Source organism: Rhodococcus sp. 105337 (assembly GCF_012844225.1).
Classification (GTDB): domain Bacteria; phylum Actinomycetota; class Actinomycetes; order Mycobacteriales; family Mycobacteriaceae; genus Rhodococcus.
Genome location: NZ_JABAGQ010000003.1, coordinates 1 through 16918 on the forward strand (window position 1 = coordinate 1; position 16918 = coordinate 16918).

Consider the following 16918-nt stretch of genomic DNA (forward strand, 5'->3'; position numbering starts at 1 on the left):
GTCGGTGTTGGCGCCGGTGTTGGGGGGTGTGGGTGAGCCGGAGTCGGGTGATGCGTCTACGGACAACCTGATCCGCACGTACCGCCGAATGCGCGACTCGGACTGACATCTCTCCCCGACGCCCGAAACCGTTACGCAGCGCGAGAATCCGGCCACGCGGCCGTGGTGTGTACCCGCCCCCGGCGGTCGACGAGCCGCGCCGCAAGTTCGTACTGCTCGAGCCACGCGATCGCACCGACCTCGCAGTGCAGAGCCGTCTGCGCCGCGGCGTCGGCCCAGACCGCATCGGGCGCGACCACCGTGACGACGCGCCACCGGTCGTCGGCCCGGTCCCCTGCCCTACGCGAGGCGATCGCGGTGCCTGCGGGCAAGTCGATGTCGTTCCGGCCGGGCAACGCCACCTGCCATCCGCCGTCCGGGCGCGCGCCCGCGGTGGCCGCCGTGTCGCCGATACGCACCAGCACGCCGCAGTCGAGCCCCTCCGCGGCGAGTGCCGCCCCGTAGTCGGCGGTATCGGCGCGCGCCGTCTCCTCGAGGTCGAGACCCGCGCCCCACGGCGCGTGAACGGTGTCGCCCTCGATCCGGACGTCGAGGTAGCTGGGCACCGGGTGGACCGGGGGAATCGACTCGGTGTCGAGGCGGTTGTCGACCGGCGTGACGGCACCGTCGGTCATCCGGGCAGCCCGCAGGGCAGACTCGAGCAGCGTGGACAGGCGCGGGCTCACCCGCACGGGGACGCCTTGCCCGAGATTGACGGCGTGCAGTTCTGCATCACCGCGCCGGAGATCACACGCTGCCTCGGACACGTCGATCGTCGAGCGCACGATCTCCTCGGCCTGCCCCAGCGCACGGGGTTCGGTCACCGCGAGCACGACGTGCCGCCCGAACCCCCGCCACCGGCTCGTGTCGATCATGGCGGTCTCCCCTCGTGTGCGGGATTCACCGACCCTTTCCAGTATGCCCGGGGCTCTCCGCGGCAGCCCGTCTCAGATGCGGGTCAAGATCGCCTCGGTGTCCACCCCGATGGGCAACGTACCCATGGCGATCCCCCAGTCGTCGTCGAGCCTGCTCGCGCAGAACGCGTCGGCAACGGCGTGGTGGCCGTGCCGCACGAGCTGGGCGCCCTGCAGAACGAGCGCCATCAGTTCCACGATCCGCCGGGCGCGGTATTCGATGTTCTCCAGGTCTGCGAGTTCCTTGCCCACGCGGGTGATGGCGTGGTCCAACCGCGAATCCGCGCCCTGCGCACGCTGCACCTCGGTGAAGAAGGCCTCGACGGTGTCGGGTTGCTTGACCATGGCGCGCAGCGCATCGAGAGCAGCGACGTTCCCGGAACCCTCCCAGATCGACATCAGCGGTGCTTCGCGGTAGAGCCTCGGCATCCCGGACTCTTCGGCGTAGCCGTTGCCACCGAGGCATTCGAGCGCTTCCGCGGCGTGGGCGGGCGCCCGCTTGCACACCCAGTATTTGGTGACCGCCAGTGCGATCCGCCGCAGCGCCGCTTCCTGCGGGTCGCCCTGCGCGCGGTCGGTCGCGCCGGCGAGCCGCATCATCATGGTGGTCGACGCCTCGGACTCGACGACGAGATCGGCGAGAACGTTGCGCATGAGTGGTTGGTCGACGAGGAGCGCACCGAATGCCGCGCGGTGCCGTGCGTGGTGGACCGCGCGGAGTGTTGCCATCCGCATCCCCGTCGCGGACCCGATCACGCAGTCGAGCCGAGTCATGTTGACCATGTCGATGATCGTGGAGACACCGCGTCCCTCGGGTCCGACGATCCATCCCACGGCGCCCTCGTACTCGATCTCCGACGACGCGTTGGATTTGTTCCCCAGTTTGTCCTTCAGCCGCTGGATCCGGATGCGGTTGCGGGCGCCGTCGGGCAGGACGCGCGGCAGGAGGAAACACGTGGGCCCGGCGCCGGTGTTCGCGAGGGTCAGGAACACGTCGGACATCGCCGCGGACGTGAACCATTTGTGCCCGACGATCGTGTACGTGCCGTCGGCGTTCGGTGTCGCGGTGGTGGTGTTGGCGCGGACGTCGGAGCCGCCCTGCTTCTCGGTCATCGACATCCCGGCGATGAGACCGCGTTTGCTCGCCGGTGTCCGCAGACCGAAGTCGTAGTGCGGCGCCGCCAATAGCGGTTCGTATTCCGCCGCGAGTGCCGGATTGTGGCGGAGCGCCGGAATCGCCGCGTACGTCATCGAAATGGGGCACATGTGGCCGGCGTCGGCCTGACCCCACACGTAGAACTTGGCGGCCCGGGCCACGTGCGCTCCTGGGCGCGGGTCGCGCCACGGCGCACCGTGCAGTCCGTGTTCGACCGCGACCGTCATCAGGTCGTGCCAATGCGGGTGGAACTCGACCTCGTCGATGCGGTTGCCGTACCGGTCGTGGGTGCGCAGGACGGGCGGATATTCGTTGGCGAGCCTGCCCCACTCCTGTGCCCGGGCCCCTCCCGCGAGCGCCCCGAGTTCGTGTACCTCGTCCTCTGCCCAGCTTCCGCCTTCGCGGTGCAGTCCTTCGATCAATGCGCGATCGTCCGCAGCGCTGTAGGGCACGAGGTCGGGCGCCTGGTTGGACACGATGTGCGTCGCGGGAAATGTCATGAGGGCGCTCCTAACGCGCGAAGGGACAATGCCACGAGGGCAGGCACCGTGTCTGCCGACGCCGCACCGGCCCGCAAGGGTCCGGTGAGTACTTCCCCGACCGCTCCGACGAGAGCGGCGGCAGCGAGATCCGGGTCCTGGTCTGCGAATTCGCCGGTGGTGATGCCGTACCGGATCGCGCCGGCGAATGCGGCGGCGAACGCTCTGCGCAGCACCAGTCGCTCGGCGTCCACAGCCGCGTCGACGGGTTCCGCGAGCAGGGCGTAGGCCAGCACGGGATTGCGCAGCGCCCGGAACGCGAAGGTTTCCACGACGGCCGAGATCCGCCCGGCCGCCGATCCCGTCGCGGCCGCCGACACGACGGCCTCGACTTCTCGGCCGCACAGGTCCCGGAAGATCTGCACCATCAGATCCGACTTGTCGGCAAAATGCCGGTAGACGCTGCCGGTCGCGACTCCGGCGCGTTCGGCGACGGCCGCGATCGACATCTCCCGATATCCGCGTTCGGCGACGAGCGCCACCGCTGCGGCCGCAATCGCGTCGCGCTGGTCGTCGAGACGTTGTTGGACCGCGGGAGTCCGCCGGTACGGCATACCAAGAATTGAACCCCGGTTCAAACCTTTGGTCAACAGGCTTTCCGCCCGCGGTCCGGGCTACGGTCTAACGCATGAGTCGATTGAGCGTGGTGGACGAAATGTTCCTGCACCGACACCGCGGTTCCGGGCTTCCGTCGGTGATGCAGGGACTGTGGCGCACCGACGACACCGTGCACGCTCCCCTCCTCATCTCCCTGCACGACGCGTTGTCGCAAGGCCCCCTCGGCCGCCGGGTTGTTCGGCCCCGCATACCCGGCGCCCGCCCCCGATTCGTCGCGAGCACGCACTCGTACCCGCTGCGCTACCCCGCGGAGAAAGTGGCGGACGACGCGATCCTCGAATGGGCCGATGCCCAGACCGAAGTCGACCTCGATCCCGAACACGGACCCGGGTGGTCACTGGTCGCAGCACATCTCGCCGGCGGCGGCACTCTCGTCTCCCTCGTCTGCTCCCACGTACTGACCGACGCGCGGGGACTGATCGATGCTGTGGCCGAGGCTCTCGCCGGTCACGCCGAGCCACCCGACGAGTCCCACACCTCCGACGTCCGCGACGCGCTGCATGTCGTCCGTACGGTCGCGCGCGGTCTCCGGGGCGTGCGCCGTTCCGGTCCGCGTGAAAAACCGCCGGTCCCGCTGTCGGTGCGGTTGCGTCCCCGTACCGCCCTGATCGACGTGCCGAGCGACGAGTGGGACGCCGCTGCCGGCATCGGAGAGGGCACCGCGAATTCGCTGATGCTGGCGATCGCGACCGGGATCGCCCGCCGCGCAGGCATCCCCTTCCCCCTGAAGATCTCCATTCCGGTGGACGATCGCGGTTCCGGCACCACGTCCAACGGGGTATCGATGACAGGTATCACCGTCGACGCGGACGACACGGTGGCGACGATCAGGGCCAAGTCCACGCACGCGTACCGGCAGCCTCGCGAGGGCGCGCCGCACGGTATCCCCGCAGAGATCGTGCAACTCGTACCCGACCGTGTCGCGACCCGCCTCGCCAGAGGCGCCGGCGAGCGAGACATGCTGTGCTCCAATATCGGTCGCGTCCCGGCCGTGCTCGATGCGTTCGGTCCGCACCGCACCGCCGGGGTGGCGATGCGCGCCATGCATCCCGGCCTCGGCACGAGGGACGCCACGACCTCGACACGCCTGTCGACCTACCTGTGCAGCCGGGACGATCGATACACGCTCGCGCTCGTCGCCCTCGACGAAGATCGATTCCCCGACACCCGGACGCTGCGCGCGTTCATCGACGCAGAACTCGCCGAGAGAGGTCTGCACGCCACCTACTGGTGACCCGGGTCCCGGTGGCCCGCGTCCTGGTGCCTCGAGTCCCGGCCTCTCCCGAAGTCGGTGTCGAACCAGCGGCCGAGCGACTCGCCGGGCAGGTCGCGCCGACGATACGTGCCGGGGATACGTTCCACGGAGCCGATCCGGTCCATGCGGTAGGTGCGCCACTCGTCTCTGTCGAGATCGAACCCGACGAGATACCAGTGGCCGGCCCGATATACATGGCGATACGGATCCACCGTCCGGACGGACGCTGCATCGTTGCGGTCGCGGTAGCCGAAGCGGACCCGTCCGGACTCCGCGACCGCATCGGCCAGCGCCCCGACCACCTGCACGCTGACGCCGTGCGCGTCGTCGAGCACCTCGGTGGCGAGGTCCATCGCGTGGGCACGTTGCCGCAGCGCCGGCGAGAGTACGTTCTCGAGTTTCGCCAGTGCACTGTCCGCATCGTCCGCCCTGTCCGCGCCGCCCGCACTCTCCGCGCTCGCGAGGCGAGGCGCGATCAGCCGCACTCCGGCGACCAGGATCGCGACCTCGTCGGCGGTGAAGAGCAGCGGCGGGACGGACCGGCCTGCCCTGAGCCGGTACGCACTCGACGGGCCGGGCCGGCTGTCCACCCGATACCCCAGACGGCGCAGCCGCTCGACATCGCGGCGGACCGTACGTGTGCTGACCCCCAGGCGCGCGGCGAGCACGGCTGCCGTCCACTCCCCTCCCCGCTGGAGAACCGACAGGAGTTCAAGCGCGCGTGTCGTCGGGTCGCTCGTCATGAAATCCATGGTGACCGAAATGGCGGACAGGATCGGGCCGTATCTCTCGATACGGTGACGCCGGAGCACTCGACGAGAGGAGATCCATACATGCGTATCGCCGTCACTACTCCCACCGGACACGTCGGCCGCCATCTCGTTCCCATCCTGGTCCGTGCCGGGGTGCGCCCCTTGGTCCTGGCGCGCCGTCCCGAGAAGCTGCCTGCTCGGCTGCGTGCGGAGGTCGACACCGTCGCAGTCGACCAGTTCGATTCGGATGCGGTCGTCGAGGCAACCGCCGGGGTCGACACGATCTACTGGGTGGACCCGCCACCTTCCGGCGACGACCCTCTCGCCGAGTACCGCCGCGCAGCCACGAGTATCGCCCGGGCGGTCACGAAAAACGGCATCGGGCGGGTGGTCTTCCAGAGCAGCGTCGGGGCCGAGAAGCGCTGCGGCGCAGGCGAAATCGACGGCCTGGCCGCCACTGAACTCGCACTGGACGACACGGATGCCGACGTCACGCACCTGCGGTGCGGGTACTTCTTCAGCAACCTGGAGTACCAACTCGACATGATCGCCTCCGGCACCGTGCAGGTGATCGTGCCGGTCGACCATCCGATGCCGTGGGTCGCGCCCCGCGACATCGCCGAGGTCGCGGCCACACGACTGCTCTCGACCGAGTGGAGCGGCCGTCACGTGCAGGCCGTCCACGGGCCGTCCGATCTCACGTGGACACAGGTCGCGGAGATCGTCTCCGCTGCGACGGACCTGCCGCTGCGCGCCGAACAGATCGCCGACGACGAGATGCGCCGGGGGTTACAGGCCGCCGGCCTGTCCGACGCGCAGGTCGACGCGATGACGGGCATGTCCACCGGCCTCCGCGACGGATTCGTTCCGGAACAATCACGCTCGATACGGTCCACGACGCCGACGACCCTGGCGGCGTGGGCGTACGACGTGCTGCGCCCGCAACTGTGACGCCCCTGCGCGGGACTCGCCGATCGTGGTGACTCGTCCCGTACAGTGCCAAGAATGACGTCCGAGACCCTCGTCACATATGCGGACGGCGCTGTTCGCGGTGTCCGAACCGGCGACCTGCTCACGTGGCGCGGCATTCCCTACGCGGCACCACCCGTGGGCGCGCTGCGCCTGCGCGCTCCCCAGCCCATCGAACCCTGGACGGGCGAGCGGGACGCCACGCAGTTCGGCAATGCGGCATCCCAGCACCCGCGAGGAGTCGCCACGGGACGCCGCGGCGTCCGGGTGCGCCCCGCCGAGGACTGTCTCACGCTCAACGTCCTTGCGCCCGCGGGCCGGGTGCACAGTCCGCGGCCGGTGATGGTGTTCATCCACGGCGGCGCATTCACTCTCGGCACCACTGCCCTCTCCCTGTACGGGGGTGAGTCGCTCGTACGGCGCGGCGATGTGGTGTACGTGTCGGTCAACTACCGGCTCGGCGCGCTCGGATATCTCGATTTCCGCGAGTTCTCCGACGGCACCACACAATTCGACTCCAATCTGGGTCTCCGGGACCAGGTCGCGGCCCTCGAGTGGGTGCAGCGCAATATCGCTGCTTTCGGCGGCGATCCGGGCAACGTGACGATCTTCGGTGAATCGGCCGGGGGTACCTCGGTCACGACGCTGCTCGCGACGCCCGCGGCGCGCGGGCTGTTCTCCGGGGCGATCGCGCAGAGTCCCGCCCCGAACCTGGTGAACACCGCCGACAACTCCGCCCGGTGGAGTCGCGTGTTCCTCGAACTGCTCGGCGCCGACTCGGAATCGGCTGTCGCTGCACTCACCGGCGGTTCTCCCGCGGACCTGGGACGCGCGGGTGCGCGTCTGGGCGCCCACACTCTGAGGGACACTCCCGGCCTCCACCCGTTCGGGCCGGTTGTCGACGGCGATGTCGTCCCGATCGCTCCGCTCGATGCGTTCGAGACCGGAGCGGCTCATCCGGTCCCCCTCGTCATCGGCACCAACGACCGGGAAGGCGCTCTGTTCCCGAAGTTCCTCGACGGCCTGCCTACCAGTCCCGACCGCATCGACCGCATGTTCGCTGCGACCGACCCGGACGCGAAGAGCCGGGTGACCGCGGCGTACCCCGGATATCCGGACGAGAAGGCCGCCATCGATCTCGGCGGCGACTTCACGTTCTGGTATCCCGCACTCCAGATCGCACAAGCGCACGCACGCTTCGCACCGACATACATGTACCGGTTCGACTACGCGCCGCGTCTCCTCAAGTGGACCGGGTTCGACGCGACGCACGCGGTCGATCTGCTGGCAGTGTTCGATCAGGCCGACGAGCCGATCGGCCGGATCCTCACCACCGCGGGCGGACGGCGCGGGCTGCGCACCGTCGCGGCATCGGTACAGCGGCAGTGGACACATTTCGCGAGGCACGGCGAACCACTGCCTTCGTGGCCCGCTTATGACGAAATAGACCGCGCGACCATGATTTTCGATGTTCCCCAGCGAGTGGAGGACGATCCGCGCCGAGAGCGGCGGATCGCGTGGGAGGGCTATCGCGGCTACACGAGCGACGCGCCCGCTACTTCACGACCGTGAGAAGAAACGCGACGTCCTCGATGGCCCGGACGCTGTGCCGCGCCGGTGGAATGACGATCAGATCCCCCGCCGACCCTTTCCACAGGTCGTCGCCGGCGACCAGCTGGAGTTGCCCCTGAAGGATCTGCAGGGTCGCCTCGCCGGGGCTGTCGTGCTCACCGAGTTCGTGCCCGGCCAGCAGCGCCACCATGGTCTGCCGCAGATGCTTGGCGTGCCCGCCGAAAACCGTCTGCGAACTACGGCCACTGCTCGACGTCGCCGCCAGTTTCAGCTGCTGCCGGGCCAGCGCGGTCAGGGAGAGCTTGTCCATGTAGCGCAGTATGGCGTACTCACCGACACGACACTCAGCTTCGCGAATACCGGACCCAGCGAAACCTGATCCCCTTCGCCGACGACCGCCACTCTCCGGTCTCGGTCGCCGACCATTCGGGCCCGATCTCCGGAGCCGTCGCGTCCCCGTCGATGTCGAGGTCCACCTCGGTGACCAGCAGACGGGTCGCTCGCGGCATCGCCTGCGCGTAGATCTGGCCGCCACCTATGACCACGACATCGCCGTCGCCCGCGAGCCGGAACGCCTCGTCGAGACCGGATGCGGCGTGAGCACCGTCGGCCGACCATTCCGGGTCGCGGGTGACGACCACGTTGCGGCGGCCCGGGAGCGGCCGGAACTTCGGCGGCAGCGAATCCCACGTGAGACGCCCCATGACCACCGGCTTGCCCATCGTGGCGTCCTTGAAGAACGCCAGGTCTTCCGGGATGTGCCAGGGAATCGTGTTGTCGCGCCCGATGACGCCGTTGCGGGCCTGTGCCCAGATCAGGCTGATCTCACCCATCAGACGGCCACGGGCGCCTTGATCGCCGGATGGTGCCGGTAGCCGACGATCTTCACGTCGTCGAAGGTGTAGTCGAAGAGCGAGTCCCGGCGCTGCAACTGCAAGGTCGGGTACGGGTACGGCGCGCGCGTGAGCTGCTCGGTGACCTGCTCGATGTGATTGGAGTAGATGTGGCAGTCGCCGCCGGTCCAGATGAACTCGCCGGGCTCGAGCCCGACCTGCTGCGCCACCATGTGGGTGAGCAGCGCGTAGCTGGCGATGTTGAACGGCACCCCGAGGAAGAGGTCGGCGCTGCGCTGGTACAGCTGGCAGCTGAGCTTGCCGTCGGCGACGTAGAACTGGAAGAACGCGTGGCACGGCATCAGCGCCATCTTGTCCAGGTCGGCGACGTTCCACGCGGAGACGATCATCCGGCGCGAGTCGGGATTGCTGCGCAGCGTCTCGAGCACCTGCGAGATCTGGTCGATGTGCCGTCCGTCGGGAGTCGGCCACGAACGCCACTGGACCCCGTAGACGGGACCGAGATCGCCGTCCGGCTGCGCCCACTCGTCCCAGATCGTCACGCCGTGGTCGCGGAGCCACTGGACGTTCGAGTCGCCGCGCAGGAACCACAGCAACTCGTAGACGATGGACTTCAGATGCACCTTCTTGGTGGTGACGAGCGGAAAGCCCTCGGAGAGATCGAAGCGCATCTGGTGACCGAACAGGCTCCGCGTGCCCGTCCCGGTACGGTCGTTCTTCTCGGCACCGGTCTCGAGGACGAGTCGCAAGAGATCTTCGTAGGGGGTCGGCACAGTCACGAGGGCAGTCTACGGCGTCGTCCCGACACCGGTTCGTCCGCCGAGCCCCGGTGATCGCGCCCGAGTCGTAGCCTGGGAGCCATGCCCGAGCTGCCCGAGGTGGAAGCACTCGCCGTATTCCTGCGTGAGCATGCTGTCGGATCCGTGGTGGGGCGGATCGACGTGGCCGCGTTGAGCGTGCTGCAGACGGCAGATCCGCCGATCACCGCATTGCAGGGGCGGGACATCACGGGCGCCGCCCGGTACGGCAAGTTCCTCGCCATCGAGTGTTCGGACCTGCAGATGGTCACACACCTCTCCCGCGCGGGGTGGCTGCGGTGGCTCGACGAACCGTCGCAGTCTCCGCCGAAGCTGGGGAAGGGACCGCTGGCTCTGCGGGTCCACCTGTTCGCGCCCGACGCGACGACGCCGGCGTTCGATCTCACGGAAGCGGGCACCAAGAAGCGGCTCGCGGTCTGGGTCGTCGACGACCCGAAGAAGATCCCCGGTGTCGCGCGCCTCGGACCGGACGCCCTCGAGCTCACCGCCGACGAGTTCGCCGCACTGGTCGCCGGGAGTACCTCCCGGCTGAAGACGTTCCTCACCGATCAGTCCGTGCTCGCAGGAATCGGGAATGCCTACTCGGACGAGATCCTCCACGTGGCGCGACTGTCACCGTTCGCCACGGCCGGACGGCTCGACGACGCCTCGGTCTCGGCACTGTACGGCGCGATGCGCTCCGTGCTCGAGGACGCCGTCGCGCGATCCGTCGGGCAGGACGCAGCCCGGCTCAAGGGCGAGAAGCGCTCCGGCATGCGGGTGCACGCCCGCACCGGTCAACCGTGCCCGGTGTGCGGAGACACCGTCCGCGAAGTCTCCTACGCGGAACGTTCCTTCCAGTACTGCCCGACGTGCCAGACGGGCGGGAAGGTGCTCGCCGACCGCCGGCTGTCCAGGCTGCTCAAGTAGCCGTAGGCCGACTCCAGCCGTGTGCCACCGACGCGCGGCACCGCGTGATGTCGTCGCCTGCTCCGACGAACAGCGCCGTGAGCATCGGTACACAGTGTTCGAGCGTGTCCTCGGGCAACGGCCCGTTCGCGACGAGCGACACCAACCCGTGGCCGATCGCCCAACTCTGGATCGCCAGGTCCAGGGGCTCGATTCCGGTGAAGCGGCCTTCGCCCTCGGCCCGGCGCACCGCCCGCACCAGATACTCGAGGGTGGCATCGGCAGCCGAGAGGTCTTCGAGGTCGACGCTCGCGTCGAACATCACCCGGTACAGGTCCGGCTGCTCGAGTGCGTTCCCGAGATACGCCGCGACGAGTGCGGTCAGGTCCCGGACCGGATCGTCCGTGAGCGCCACGGTCGCAAACCTGGCTTCCAGCCTGGTGAAGCCCTCCTGCCGGAGGGCCATCCACAACCCGTCCATGCCGCCGAAGTAGGTGTAGACGGCCATCGTGGAGACGCCGGTGCCCGCCACGAGTGCACGCAGAGTGATCGGTTCACGGGTACGGAGCATGTGGGCCGCCCGTTCGAGAAGCAGTGCGCGCACCGCCGGATCTTTGGACCTCACCATGCCTGAACAATACATAACATTGTGTTGCTATATTAAGCGCCTGCCAGTCCGACCAACCCAGAGGAGTACCGGTGCCCGTCACTTTGATGAACCCCGAAGCGTTGCCCGAGGTCGATCTCTACCGCCAGGTGTCGGTCGCGACCGGCTCGAAGCTCGTGTTCACGGCCGGCCAGGTCTCGGTCGATGCGCAGGGCAACCTGGTAGGCGCCGGCGATATCGCGGCCCAGACCGAGCAGTGCTATCTCAACGTCGCCGCCGCCCTGGCCGAGGCCGGCGCGACATTCGACGACGTCGCGAAACTGACGGTCTACGTCGTCGACTGGTCGCCCGACAAGATGGAACCGTTCGTCGAGGGCGTGGCCCGCGCCGCCGCGCGCCTCGGGATCGACAAGCCGCTCCCGCCCTTCACCGGCATCGGAGTGGCCGCCCTCGCGGGCGAGGGACTTCTTCTCGAAGTCGAGGCCACCGCAGTCGTCGACTGACGCCCGGGCCGCATCTCCGAGGGCCGCCTCGGAGCATGCGGTTACCGTATCCGTGTGACGCCCGCACCCGAAGACGCCGAACACGTGGACACCGAGGCCCTGTCCGGCTATCTGCACTCCCCTTCGGGCTCCCCGCGCGGCGTCGTCGCGCTCACACACGGAGCCGGAGGCAATTGCAACGCGAAGATCCTCCAGCTCATGTGCGCCCGCTTCGCCGCGCACGGTTTCGTGGCGCTGCGGTACGACCTGCCGTTCCGCCGGCGCCGCCCCAAGGGACCGCCGCAGCCGTCGCGTGCCGGCGAGGACCGCGAGGGTATCGCCGCGGTCGCAGCCGCCACCAGGGAATACTCCGACGGGCCGCTGATCCTCGGCGGCGTGTCGTACGGCGGGCGCCAGGTGACCATGCTCGCCGCCGAACGACCCGGGATCGCGGACGGACTGTTGCTCATGTCGTACCCGCTGCACCCGCCGGGAAAGCCCGACAAGCCGCGTACCGAACATCTGCCCGCCCTCACCGCGCCGTCGGTGTTCGTGCACGGGGACCGGGACCCCTTCGGCACGCTCGACGAACTGCGGGACGCCCTCGCGCTCGTCCCGGCTCCGACGACGCTGGTCCCGGTAGAGGGCGCCGCACACGACCTGGGTCGCACGAAAGCAGACCCGTCCGAGATCGCGGTCCGCGCGGTCCTGGCACTTGTGGACGGCGAGGCTCGATGAGCGAGCTCACCGACGGTGTCATCGACACGCTGCTGTCCGAAATGCGCGAGCGCCTGGACGAGACGGTCACCCCCGCGACGCTCCGTGGACTGCTCGAGGCCGTGCTCGTCGTAGGGTCCGGCCTCGAACTCGATTCGATGCTGCAGCGCATCGTCTCGGCAGCGACGTCGCTGCTCGGCGCCCGGTACGGCGCTCTCGGTGTGCGTGCCTCGGACGGCGGACTCTCGGAATTCGTCTACGTGGGCATCGACCCCACGCAGCGGGAGGTCATGGGACACCTCCCCGAGGGTCGCGGCCTTCTCGGTCTGCTCGTCAACGACCCCCGGCCGGTGCGTCTCGCCGACCTGTCCCAGCACCCCGGCTCGATCGGCTTCCCTGCCAACCATCCCCCGATGGGGAGTTTCCTCGGGACTCCGATCATGGTGCGCGGCAAGGTGTTCGGCAGCATCTATCTCACCGAGAAAATCGGCGCACCCGAGTTCACGGAGGAAGACGAGATCCTCCTGAAGGTCCTGGCGACCTCGGCCGGCATGGCCGTCGAGAACGCATGGCTGTTCGAGGGTTCCCTCACCCGTGAGCGGTGGCTCACCGCAATGGCATCGATCAACGCCCGGTTGCTCGTCGGCGGCTCGGTGGACGACACCCTCTCGCTGCTCGTCGGCCAGGTTCGGGAACTCGCCGTGTGTTCCGAGGTGTACGTCGTCCTGGCCGACGGCGTACAGGGCTCGGTCCGGGCGGCGGCCCCCGCGGAGCCCTCCTTGACTTCGACGCGCGTCGACCTCACCGGGTCACCGATCATGCGCGCCCTCAGAACCCGGAAGCCGGTACATAGCCGGACGACATGGCTTCTCCCGTCGGCGGATTCGAGCGGACCGGGGCACGCGGTGGTACTCCCACTCTCCGCCACCTCCGCGATCACCGGTGCGCTCGTCGCGACACGGGCAGCGGGGAGCGAACCGTGGGGTGACGAAGACGTCCTCCGCCTCGAATCGATGGCGAACCTCGCGGCCGTCGCGCTCGAGTTCGCAGAGCAGCAACGCAAACAGCGACTGCTCGATGTGCTCGCCGACCGCGACCGAATCGCACAGGACTTGCACGACAACGTGATTCAGCGGTTGTTCGCGACCGGGATGAGCTTGCAGAGCACCATGGCCTCGGGCGTCGGCAACGACCGGATGGCGGAGGTGGTGCAGCACGCGGTCGAACAACTCGACCGGACCGTCCGCGAGATCCGCACGACCATCTTCGACCTGCACACCACCGGCGCCGCAGCGTCGACGAGCCTGCGGCGGCGACTGCTCGACGTGGTCGGGGATCTGAGCGTCCACTCGGCCGTGTCGCCGAACATCCAGTTCCGGGGCCCGATCGACACCCTCGTGCCCGCCCGCATCCATCCACAAGCGGAAGCGGTGTTGCGGGAAGGGCTGAGCAACGCACTCCGGCACTCCCAGTCCGAGAACATCTCGGTCTCGGTCTCGGCCCTCGAGGACTTCCGGATCGAGATCGTCGACGACGGAACCGGGTTGCCCGCCACCGTGCGGCGCAGCGGTCTGATCAACCTGGAACGCCGCGCCGAGCAGTGCGGCGGGTCGTTCCGCGTCGAATCCAACGAGAGCAGGGGCACGCGGCTGGTCTGGTGCGCCCCGCTCTGACTCCGCCGGACCCCGTCAGGTGTTGTCGTGCCCGCGTTCCTTGCGGAGTTCGGTGGCGAGCACAGCGGCCTGGGTGCGTCGCTGCATTCCGAGCTTCGACAGCAGCCGCGAGACGTAGTTCTTGACGGTCTTCTCTGCGAGGAACAGCCGCTCGGCGATCTCCCGGTTGGTCATGCCCTCACCGATCAGCTCGAAGACCGCGCGCTCCTGCTCGGACAGTTCGGCGAGCGGGTCTGCGTTGCGCGATGCCCGGATACGTTCCATCAGCGCCGCGGTCGCACGGCTGTCGAGCAGCGAACCGCCCTCTCCCACCGTGCGGATCGCGGAGACCAGGTCGGTGCCGAGGATCTGCTTGAGCACGAATCCGGACGCGCCCGCCATGATGGCGTCGAAGAGCGCTTCGTCGTCGGCGTACGACGTGAGCATCAGCGCCCGGAGTTCGGGCATGCGGTTGCGCAGTTCACGGCACAATTCCACCCCGTTCCCGTCGGGCAGTCGCACGTCGAGCACCACGACGTCGGCGTCGCTGCCGGGTACCCGGGCGAGCGCCTCCCCCACCGATGCGGCCTCTCCGACCACGGTGAAGTCGGCGACGCTGCTCAGCAGGTCGACCAGGCCGCGTCTGACGATCTCGTGGTCGTCGACGAGGAATACGCGGGGCATGTCACGCACCTTTCGTTGGGCATCGGTCCCCATTGTCCCAGCCGTCACCCTCGTGACCCGGCTCCGGGCCGTTCGACGGCAGGTCCGGGACCTTCGCCCCACGCGCGACAGGTGTCTCGTGAGCAACGCTACCTATGCGGGCGTGTGTGCCTACACCGCGTCCGGAAACGGTGACCCTGAGCGAGGAGGCGACCGTGTCAGTCGATTTCGAAACCTGGAACGCCGGGGGCACGGACATCATCGCACGGGCCGTGGTCGCGGCCCCGAGCGTTCACGACACCCAGCCGTGGAACCTGTACCTCCCCGGACAGTCGGCCGAACTCGAGGAACGCACCGAATTCGCCGAGCCCGGCGGTGATCCGCTCCGCCCCGACCGGACGATCTCGTGCGGCACAGCCGTCGCGAACCTGGAACTGGCCGTGCGCGTGCTGGGGTACCGGACCCGGACCGCTCTGTTCCCCGATCCCGAGCGCTCTGCGCTGGTCGCACGGGTCGACGCGGTCGAGGCGGCCGCACCGTCGAACTGGGACCTCCGGCTCTACGCCGCAATATCCCACCGGCGCAGCCACCGCGAATCCTTCGCCGGCGTCCCGGTGCCCGCCGAGACCATCGCCGAGGTGATCTCCGCGGCCGCCGAAGTGCCCGGAATCCACGTCATGCTGCTCGCCCCCGACGAGGCGAGCGCCCTGGCCGGCACCCTCACCTATGCGGCCGAAGCCAAGCGCCGTCACCAGCACTACCAGCGCGAAATGTTCTCGTGGACCTCGCACTGGCAACCCGACGGAAACGCCGAGGTGGTCACGACCTGGAACACCGGTCTCGACGAGCGAGGTGCCGCGGGCGCAGCACTGGTCACCACGGGCGTCCCCGACCCGTCCGCACTCTCCGATTCCATCGCGCGAGAAACCGTTCTGCTGTTCGTGCCCGACTCCTCCGAACCGGAAGACCTGGTGCGTGTGGGAATGGCGGCCCAGCGGGCGTGGCTCGCAGCGGTCGACGCACGACTGTCGGCGTCGGTACTCACGCATCCGCTGCGCATCGGGGACTCGGCGTCCCGGCTCGCCGAACTACTCGATCTGCCGGCGCCACCCCAGCTCATCATGCGGATCGGCTTTTGACGTGTGCGACAGGCGATTACAGTGCTATTCGTTAGACCGTGATTCCTTCCGGCACCACGACGCAGACAGGAGGAGACAGTGAGCGCACCCACGGACGACCCGGTTCAGGCCCCCACGACGGAACTTTTCCACGCGGCGCTGGACATGGCACAGGCAGCGAAGGCGGGCAACGTCTCCGGCTGGCTCGCCTCCCGGTACAGCTGTGGCAAGTTCGACGACGTCGCGTTCCTCATGTCTCAGATGCTCGGCGTCCTCATCGAGAACTGCGCCATCGCCCGCGGCGTCCATCCCGCCGACGCCTGGAACGAACTACGCGAGCAGGGCGTCGACGAATTCGGCTGACACCCTGCTCGCGTCATCGCTGTTCTGCGCCGCGCGCTCAGTCCTCGACTTCGGACCGGACGACCATGACCGGGCAGTCCGCGGTCTGGATCAGCGCGTTGCTCGTGGAACCGAGCAGCAGCCCCTTGAAGCCGCCCCGGCCACGAGTTCCCACCACGAGCAACTGTGCCTGTTCGGCGTACTCGCTGAGCACACGCACCGGCCGGTCGCGTGCGACCACCCGCTCCACCACGACGTCCGGATAGCGTTCCCGATATCCCGCGAGCCGTTCCGCCAGGACGATTTCCTCACCGGTCTGGATGCGACTCCAGTGCGGGTCTTCGGGCACCGCGCCGAGCGACGGCTGCACACTCACATCGCTCCACACGTTGACGGCCACGAGGGTCGCGCCACGTGAGGAAGCTTCGACGAACGCCGCCTCGACGGCGGCCCGGCACGACTCCGATCCGTCGACGCCCACCACGACGGGACCTTCGGCCGGCGGGGCGCCGTCGAGGGTGCGGCCGCGGACCACGACCACCGGGGCCACGGCATGGGACGCCACCGCGGTGGACACCGAACCTGCGAGCAGCCCCTTGACCTCCCCGAGCCCGCGGGAGCCCACCACGAGGCGATCGGCCTTCGCCGACACCGCGACCAGGGTGGACGCCACCTTGCCCTCGAGTTGCTCGGTGGTGACCTCGACCCGTCCGGAGTCGTCGACGATCTGCCGGGCCATCATGGCGGCGCTGTCGAGCCGATCGCGCGCCGTCGCCTTCATCTCCTCGTGGAAGCTCTGCGCGAGGTACGGCTCCGAGTAGTAGAACGCGGGAATGTGGACGACGGTGACGATGTGCAACGGCAGCGCTCGCGCCGCAGCGGATCGTGCCGCCCAGATCACCGCATTGGTGGATGCCTCGGATCCGTCGACGGCGACGACGATCGGGTTGGGTTCGCTCATCG

General features: G+C 68.7%; 19 protein-coding genes. 9 read left to right on the forward strand and 10 right to left on the reverse strand.

Translation table 11 applies throughout. The features are described 5' to 3' along the window. Window positions 1–131 precede the first annotated feature (131 nt). The 3 genes from HF886_RS06360 to HF886_RS06370 form a co-directional block, all read right to left on the reverse strand. Complete coding sequence (locus HF886_RS06360) at window positions 132–914, reverse strand: FAD:protein FMN transferase (protein WP_169621092.1); 783 nt, start codon at window positions 912–914, stop codon at window positions 132–134. Between the two features lie 72 nt (window positions 915–986). Next, window positions 987–2609, reverse strand: a complete 1623-nt coding sequence (locus HF886_RS06365; RefSeq protein WP_169651845.1) for an acyl-CoA dehydrogenase family protein — start codon at window positions 2607–2609, stop codon at window positions 987–989. Beyond that, window positions 2606–3202 (reverse strand): TetR/AcrR family transcriptional regulator, encoded by a 597-nt coding sequence (locus HF886_RS06370; protein WP_169651846.1) that lies wholly within the window; start codon window positions 3200–3202, stop codon window positions 2606–2608. Before HF886_RS06370 ends, HF886_RS06365 begins: the two co-directional genes overlap by 4 nt. A gap of 74 nt (window positions 3203–3276) precedes the next feature. Between HF886_RS06370 and HF886_RS06375 the strand changes: the two genes are divergently transcribed. Beyond that, a complete protein-coding gene (locus HF886_RS06375) occupies window positions 3277–4500 on the forward strand; it encodes a hypothetical protein (RefSeq protein ID WP_169651847.1) in 1224 nt (407 codons plus the stop codon). Here the strand turns inward: HF886_RS06375 and HF886_RS06380 are convergent. Next, window positions 4491–5264, reverse strand: coding sequence for a WYL domain-containing protein (locus HF886_RS06380; RefSeq protein ID WP_169651848.1), 774 nt, complete (start codon window positions 5262–5264; stop codon window positions 4491–4493). The genes HF886_RS06375 and HF886_RS06380 overlap by 10 nt on opposite strands. Window positions 5265–5354: 90 nt before the next feature. Between HF886_RS06380 and HF886_RS06385 the strand changes: the two genes are divergently transcribed. Then, complete coding sequence (locus HF886_RS06385; protein ID WP_169651849.1) at window positions 5355–6224, forward strand: NAD(P)H-binding protein; 870 nt, start codon at window positions 5355–5357, stop codon at window positions 6222–6224. Window positions 6225–6278: 54 nt separating this feature from the next. Continuing rightward, entirely contained in the window at window positions 6279–7814 is a 1536-nt protein-coding gene (locus HF886_RS06390) for a carboxylesterase/lipase family protein (RefSeq protein ID WP_169651850.1), read from the forward strand. Here the strand turns inward: HF886_RS06390 and HF886_RS06395 are convergent. From HF886_RS06395 to HF886_RS06405, 3 genes are read right to left on the reverse strand one after another with little or no spacing between them, the layout of a single operon-like run. Next, a complete protein-coding gene (locus HF886_RS06395) occupies window positions 7798–8124 on the reverse strand; it encodes a cupin domain-containing protein (RefSeq protein WP_169621098.1) in 327 nt (108 codons plus the stop codon). The two genes, HF886_RS06390 and HF886_RS06395, sit on opposite strands and share 17 nt — an antisense overlap. A gap of 34 nt (window positions 8125–8158) precedes the next feature. Beyond that, a complete protein-coding gene (locus HF886_RS06400; protein ID WP_169621099.1) occupies window positions 8159–8647 on the reverse strand; it encodes a dihydrofolate reductase in 489 nt (162 codons plus the stop codon). After that, window positions 8647–9447 carry a thymidylate synthase gene (locus tag HF886_RS06405; protein ID WP_169621100.1) on the reverse strand — a complete coding sequence of 267 codons (801 nt, stop codon included), beginning with the start codon at window positions 9445–9447 and terminating at the stop codon, window positions 8647–8649. The genes HF886_RS06400 and HF886_RS06405 overlap by 1 nt, the downstream gene beginning before the upstream one ends. A gap of 81 nt (window positions 9448–9528) precedes the next feature. On the opposite strand from HF886_RS06405, the gene HF886_RS06410 reads away from it, so the two are divergent. Beyond that, window positions 9529–10395 (forward strand): Fpg/Nei family DNA glycosylase, encoded by an 867-nt coding sequence (locus HF886_RS06410; RefSeq protein ID WP_169621101.1) that lies wholly within the window; start codon window positions 9529–9531, stop codon window positions 10393–10395. On the opposite strand, the gene HF886_RS06415 is transcribed toward HF886_RS06410, so the two are convergent. Then, the gene (locus HF886_RS06415; protein ID WP_169621102.1) at window positions 10388–11002 is read right to left on the reverse strand and encodes a TetR/AcrR family transcriptional regulator; all 615 of its coding nucleotides are present in this window, start codon (window positions 11000–11002) and stop codon (window positions 10388–10390) included. The two genes, HF886_RS06410 and HF886_RS06415, sit on opposite strands and share 8 nt — an antisense overlap. A 71-nt stretch (window positions 11003–11073) precedes the next feature. Here HF886_RS06415 and HF886_RS06420 point away from each other — a divergent pair, with 71 nt between their 5' ends. From HF886_RS06420 to HF886_RS06430, 3 genes are read left to right on the forward strand one after another with little or no spacing between them, the layout of a single operon-like run. After that, window positions 11074–11484 carry a RidA family protein gene (locus tag HF886_RS06420; RefSeq protein WP_169651851.1) on the forward strand — a complete coding sequence of 137 codons (411 nt, stop codon included), beginning with the start codon at window positions 11074–11076 and terminating at the stop codon, window positions 11482–11484. 54 nt (window positions 11485–11538) lie between these two features. Beyond that, entirely contained in the window at window positions 11539–12201 is a 663-nt protein-coding gene (locus HF886_RS06425) for an alpha/beta family hydrolase (RefSeq protein ID WP_346765304.1), read from the forward strand. After that, entirely contained in the window at window positions 12198–13853 is a 1656-nt protein-coding gene (locus tag HF886_RS06430) for a GAF domain-containing protein (protein ID WP_169651852.1), read from the forward strand. Before HF886_RS06425 ends, HF886_RS06430 begins: the two co-directional genes overlap by 4 nt. 15 nt (window positions 13854–13868) lie before the next feature. On the opposite strand, the gene HF886_RS06435 is transcribed toward HF886_RS06430, so the two are convergent. Then, window positions 13869–14516 (reverse strand): response regulator transcription factor, encoded by a 648-nt coding sequence (locus tag HF886_RS06435; protein ID WP_169621105.1) that lies wholly within the window; start codon window positions 14514–14516, stop codon window positions 13869–13871. 194 nt (window positions 14517–14710) lie between these two features. Here HF886_RS06435 and HF886_RS06440 point away from each other — a divergent pair, with 194 nt between their 5' ends. Both HF886_RS06440 and HF886_RS06445 read left to right on the forward strand, forming a co-directional pair. After that, window positions 14711–15634, forward strand: coding sequence for a nitroreductase family protein (locus HF886_RS06440; RefSeq protein WP_346765305.1), 924 nt, complete (start codon window positions 14711–14713; stop codon window positions 15632–15634). A 78-nt stretch (window positions 15635–15712) separates the two neighbouring features. Then, the gene (locus HF886_RS06445) at window positions 15713–15976 is read left to right on the forward strand and encodes a hypothetical protein (RefSeq protein ID WP_169651854.1); all 264 of its coding nucleotides are present in this window, start codon (window positions 15713–15715) and stop codon (window positions 15974–15976) included. A gap of 37 nt (window positions 15977–16013) precedes the next feature. Here HF886_RS06445 and HF886_RS06450 read toward each other — a convergent pair whose 3' ends face one another. Next, complete coding sequence (locus HF886_RS06450) at window positions 16014–16916, reverse strand: universal stress protein (protein ID WP_169621108.1); 903 nt, start codon at window positions 16914–16916, stop codon at window positions 16014–16016. Window positions 16917–16918 lie beyond the last annotated feature (2 nt).

Excerpts from the sequence above, each read along its gene's own strand:
- HF886_RS06390 (WP_169651850.1), top strand. The coding sequence starts at position 6,279 with ATGACGTCCGAGACCCTCGTCACATATGCGGACGGCGCTGTTCGCGGT.
- HF886_RS06415 (WP_169621102.1), bottom strand. The coding sequence starts at position 11,002 with ATGGTGAGGTCCAAAGATCCGGCGGTGCGCGCACTGCTTCTCGAACGG.
- HF886_RS06400 (WP_169621099.1), bottom strand. The coding sequence starts at position 8,647 with ATGGGTGAGATCAGCCTGATCTGGGCACAGGCCCGCAACGGCGTCATC.
- HF886_RS06365 (WP_169651845.1), bottom strand. The coding sequence starts at position 2,609 with ATGACATTTCCCGCGACGCACATCGTGTCCAACCAGGCGCCCGACCTC.
- HF886_RS06395 (WP_169621098.1), bottom strand. The coding sequence starts at position 8,124 with ATGGACAAGCTCTCCCTGACCGCGCTGGCCCGGCAGCAGCTGAAACTG.
- HF886_RS06430 (WP_169651852.1), top strand. The coding sequence starts at position 12,198 with ATGAGCGAGCTCACCGACGGTGTCATCGACACGCTGCTGTCCGAAATG.
- HF886_RS06435 (WP_169621105.1), bottom strand. The coding sequence starts at position 14,516 with ATGCCCCGCGTATTCCTCGTCGACGACCACGAGATCGTCAGACGCGGC.
- HF886_RS06380 (WP_169651848.1), bottom strand. The coding sequence starts at position 5,264 with ATGACGAGCGACCCGACGACACGCGCGCTTGAACTCCTGTCGGTTCTC.
- HF886_RS06360 (WP_169621092.1), bottom strand. The coding sequence starts at position 914 with ATGATCGACACGAGCCGGTGGCGGGGGTTCGGGCGGCACGTCGTGCTC.
- HF886_RS06375 (WP_169651847.1), top strand. The coding sequence starts at position 3,277 with ATGAGTCGATTGAGCGTGGTGGACGAAATGTTCCTGCACCGACACCGC.
- HF886_RS06410 (WP_169621101.1), top strand. The coding sequence starts at position 9,529 with ATGCCCGAGCTGCCCGAGGTGGAAGCACTCGCCGTATTCCTGCGTGAG.
- HF886_RS06385 (WP_169651849.1), top strand. The coding sequence starts at position 5,355 with ATGCGTATCGCCGTCACTACTCCCACCGGACACGTCGGCCGCCATCTC.
- HF886_RS06370 (WP_169651846.1), bottom strand. The coding sequence starts at position 3,202 with ATGCCGTACCGGCGGACTCCCGCGGTCCAACAACGTCTCGACGACCAG.
- HF886_RS06450 (WP_169621108.1), bottom strand. The coding sequence starts at position 16,916 with ATGAGCGAACCCAACCCGATCGTCGTCGCCGTCGACGGATCCGAGGCA.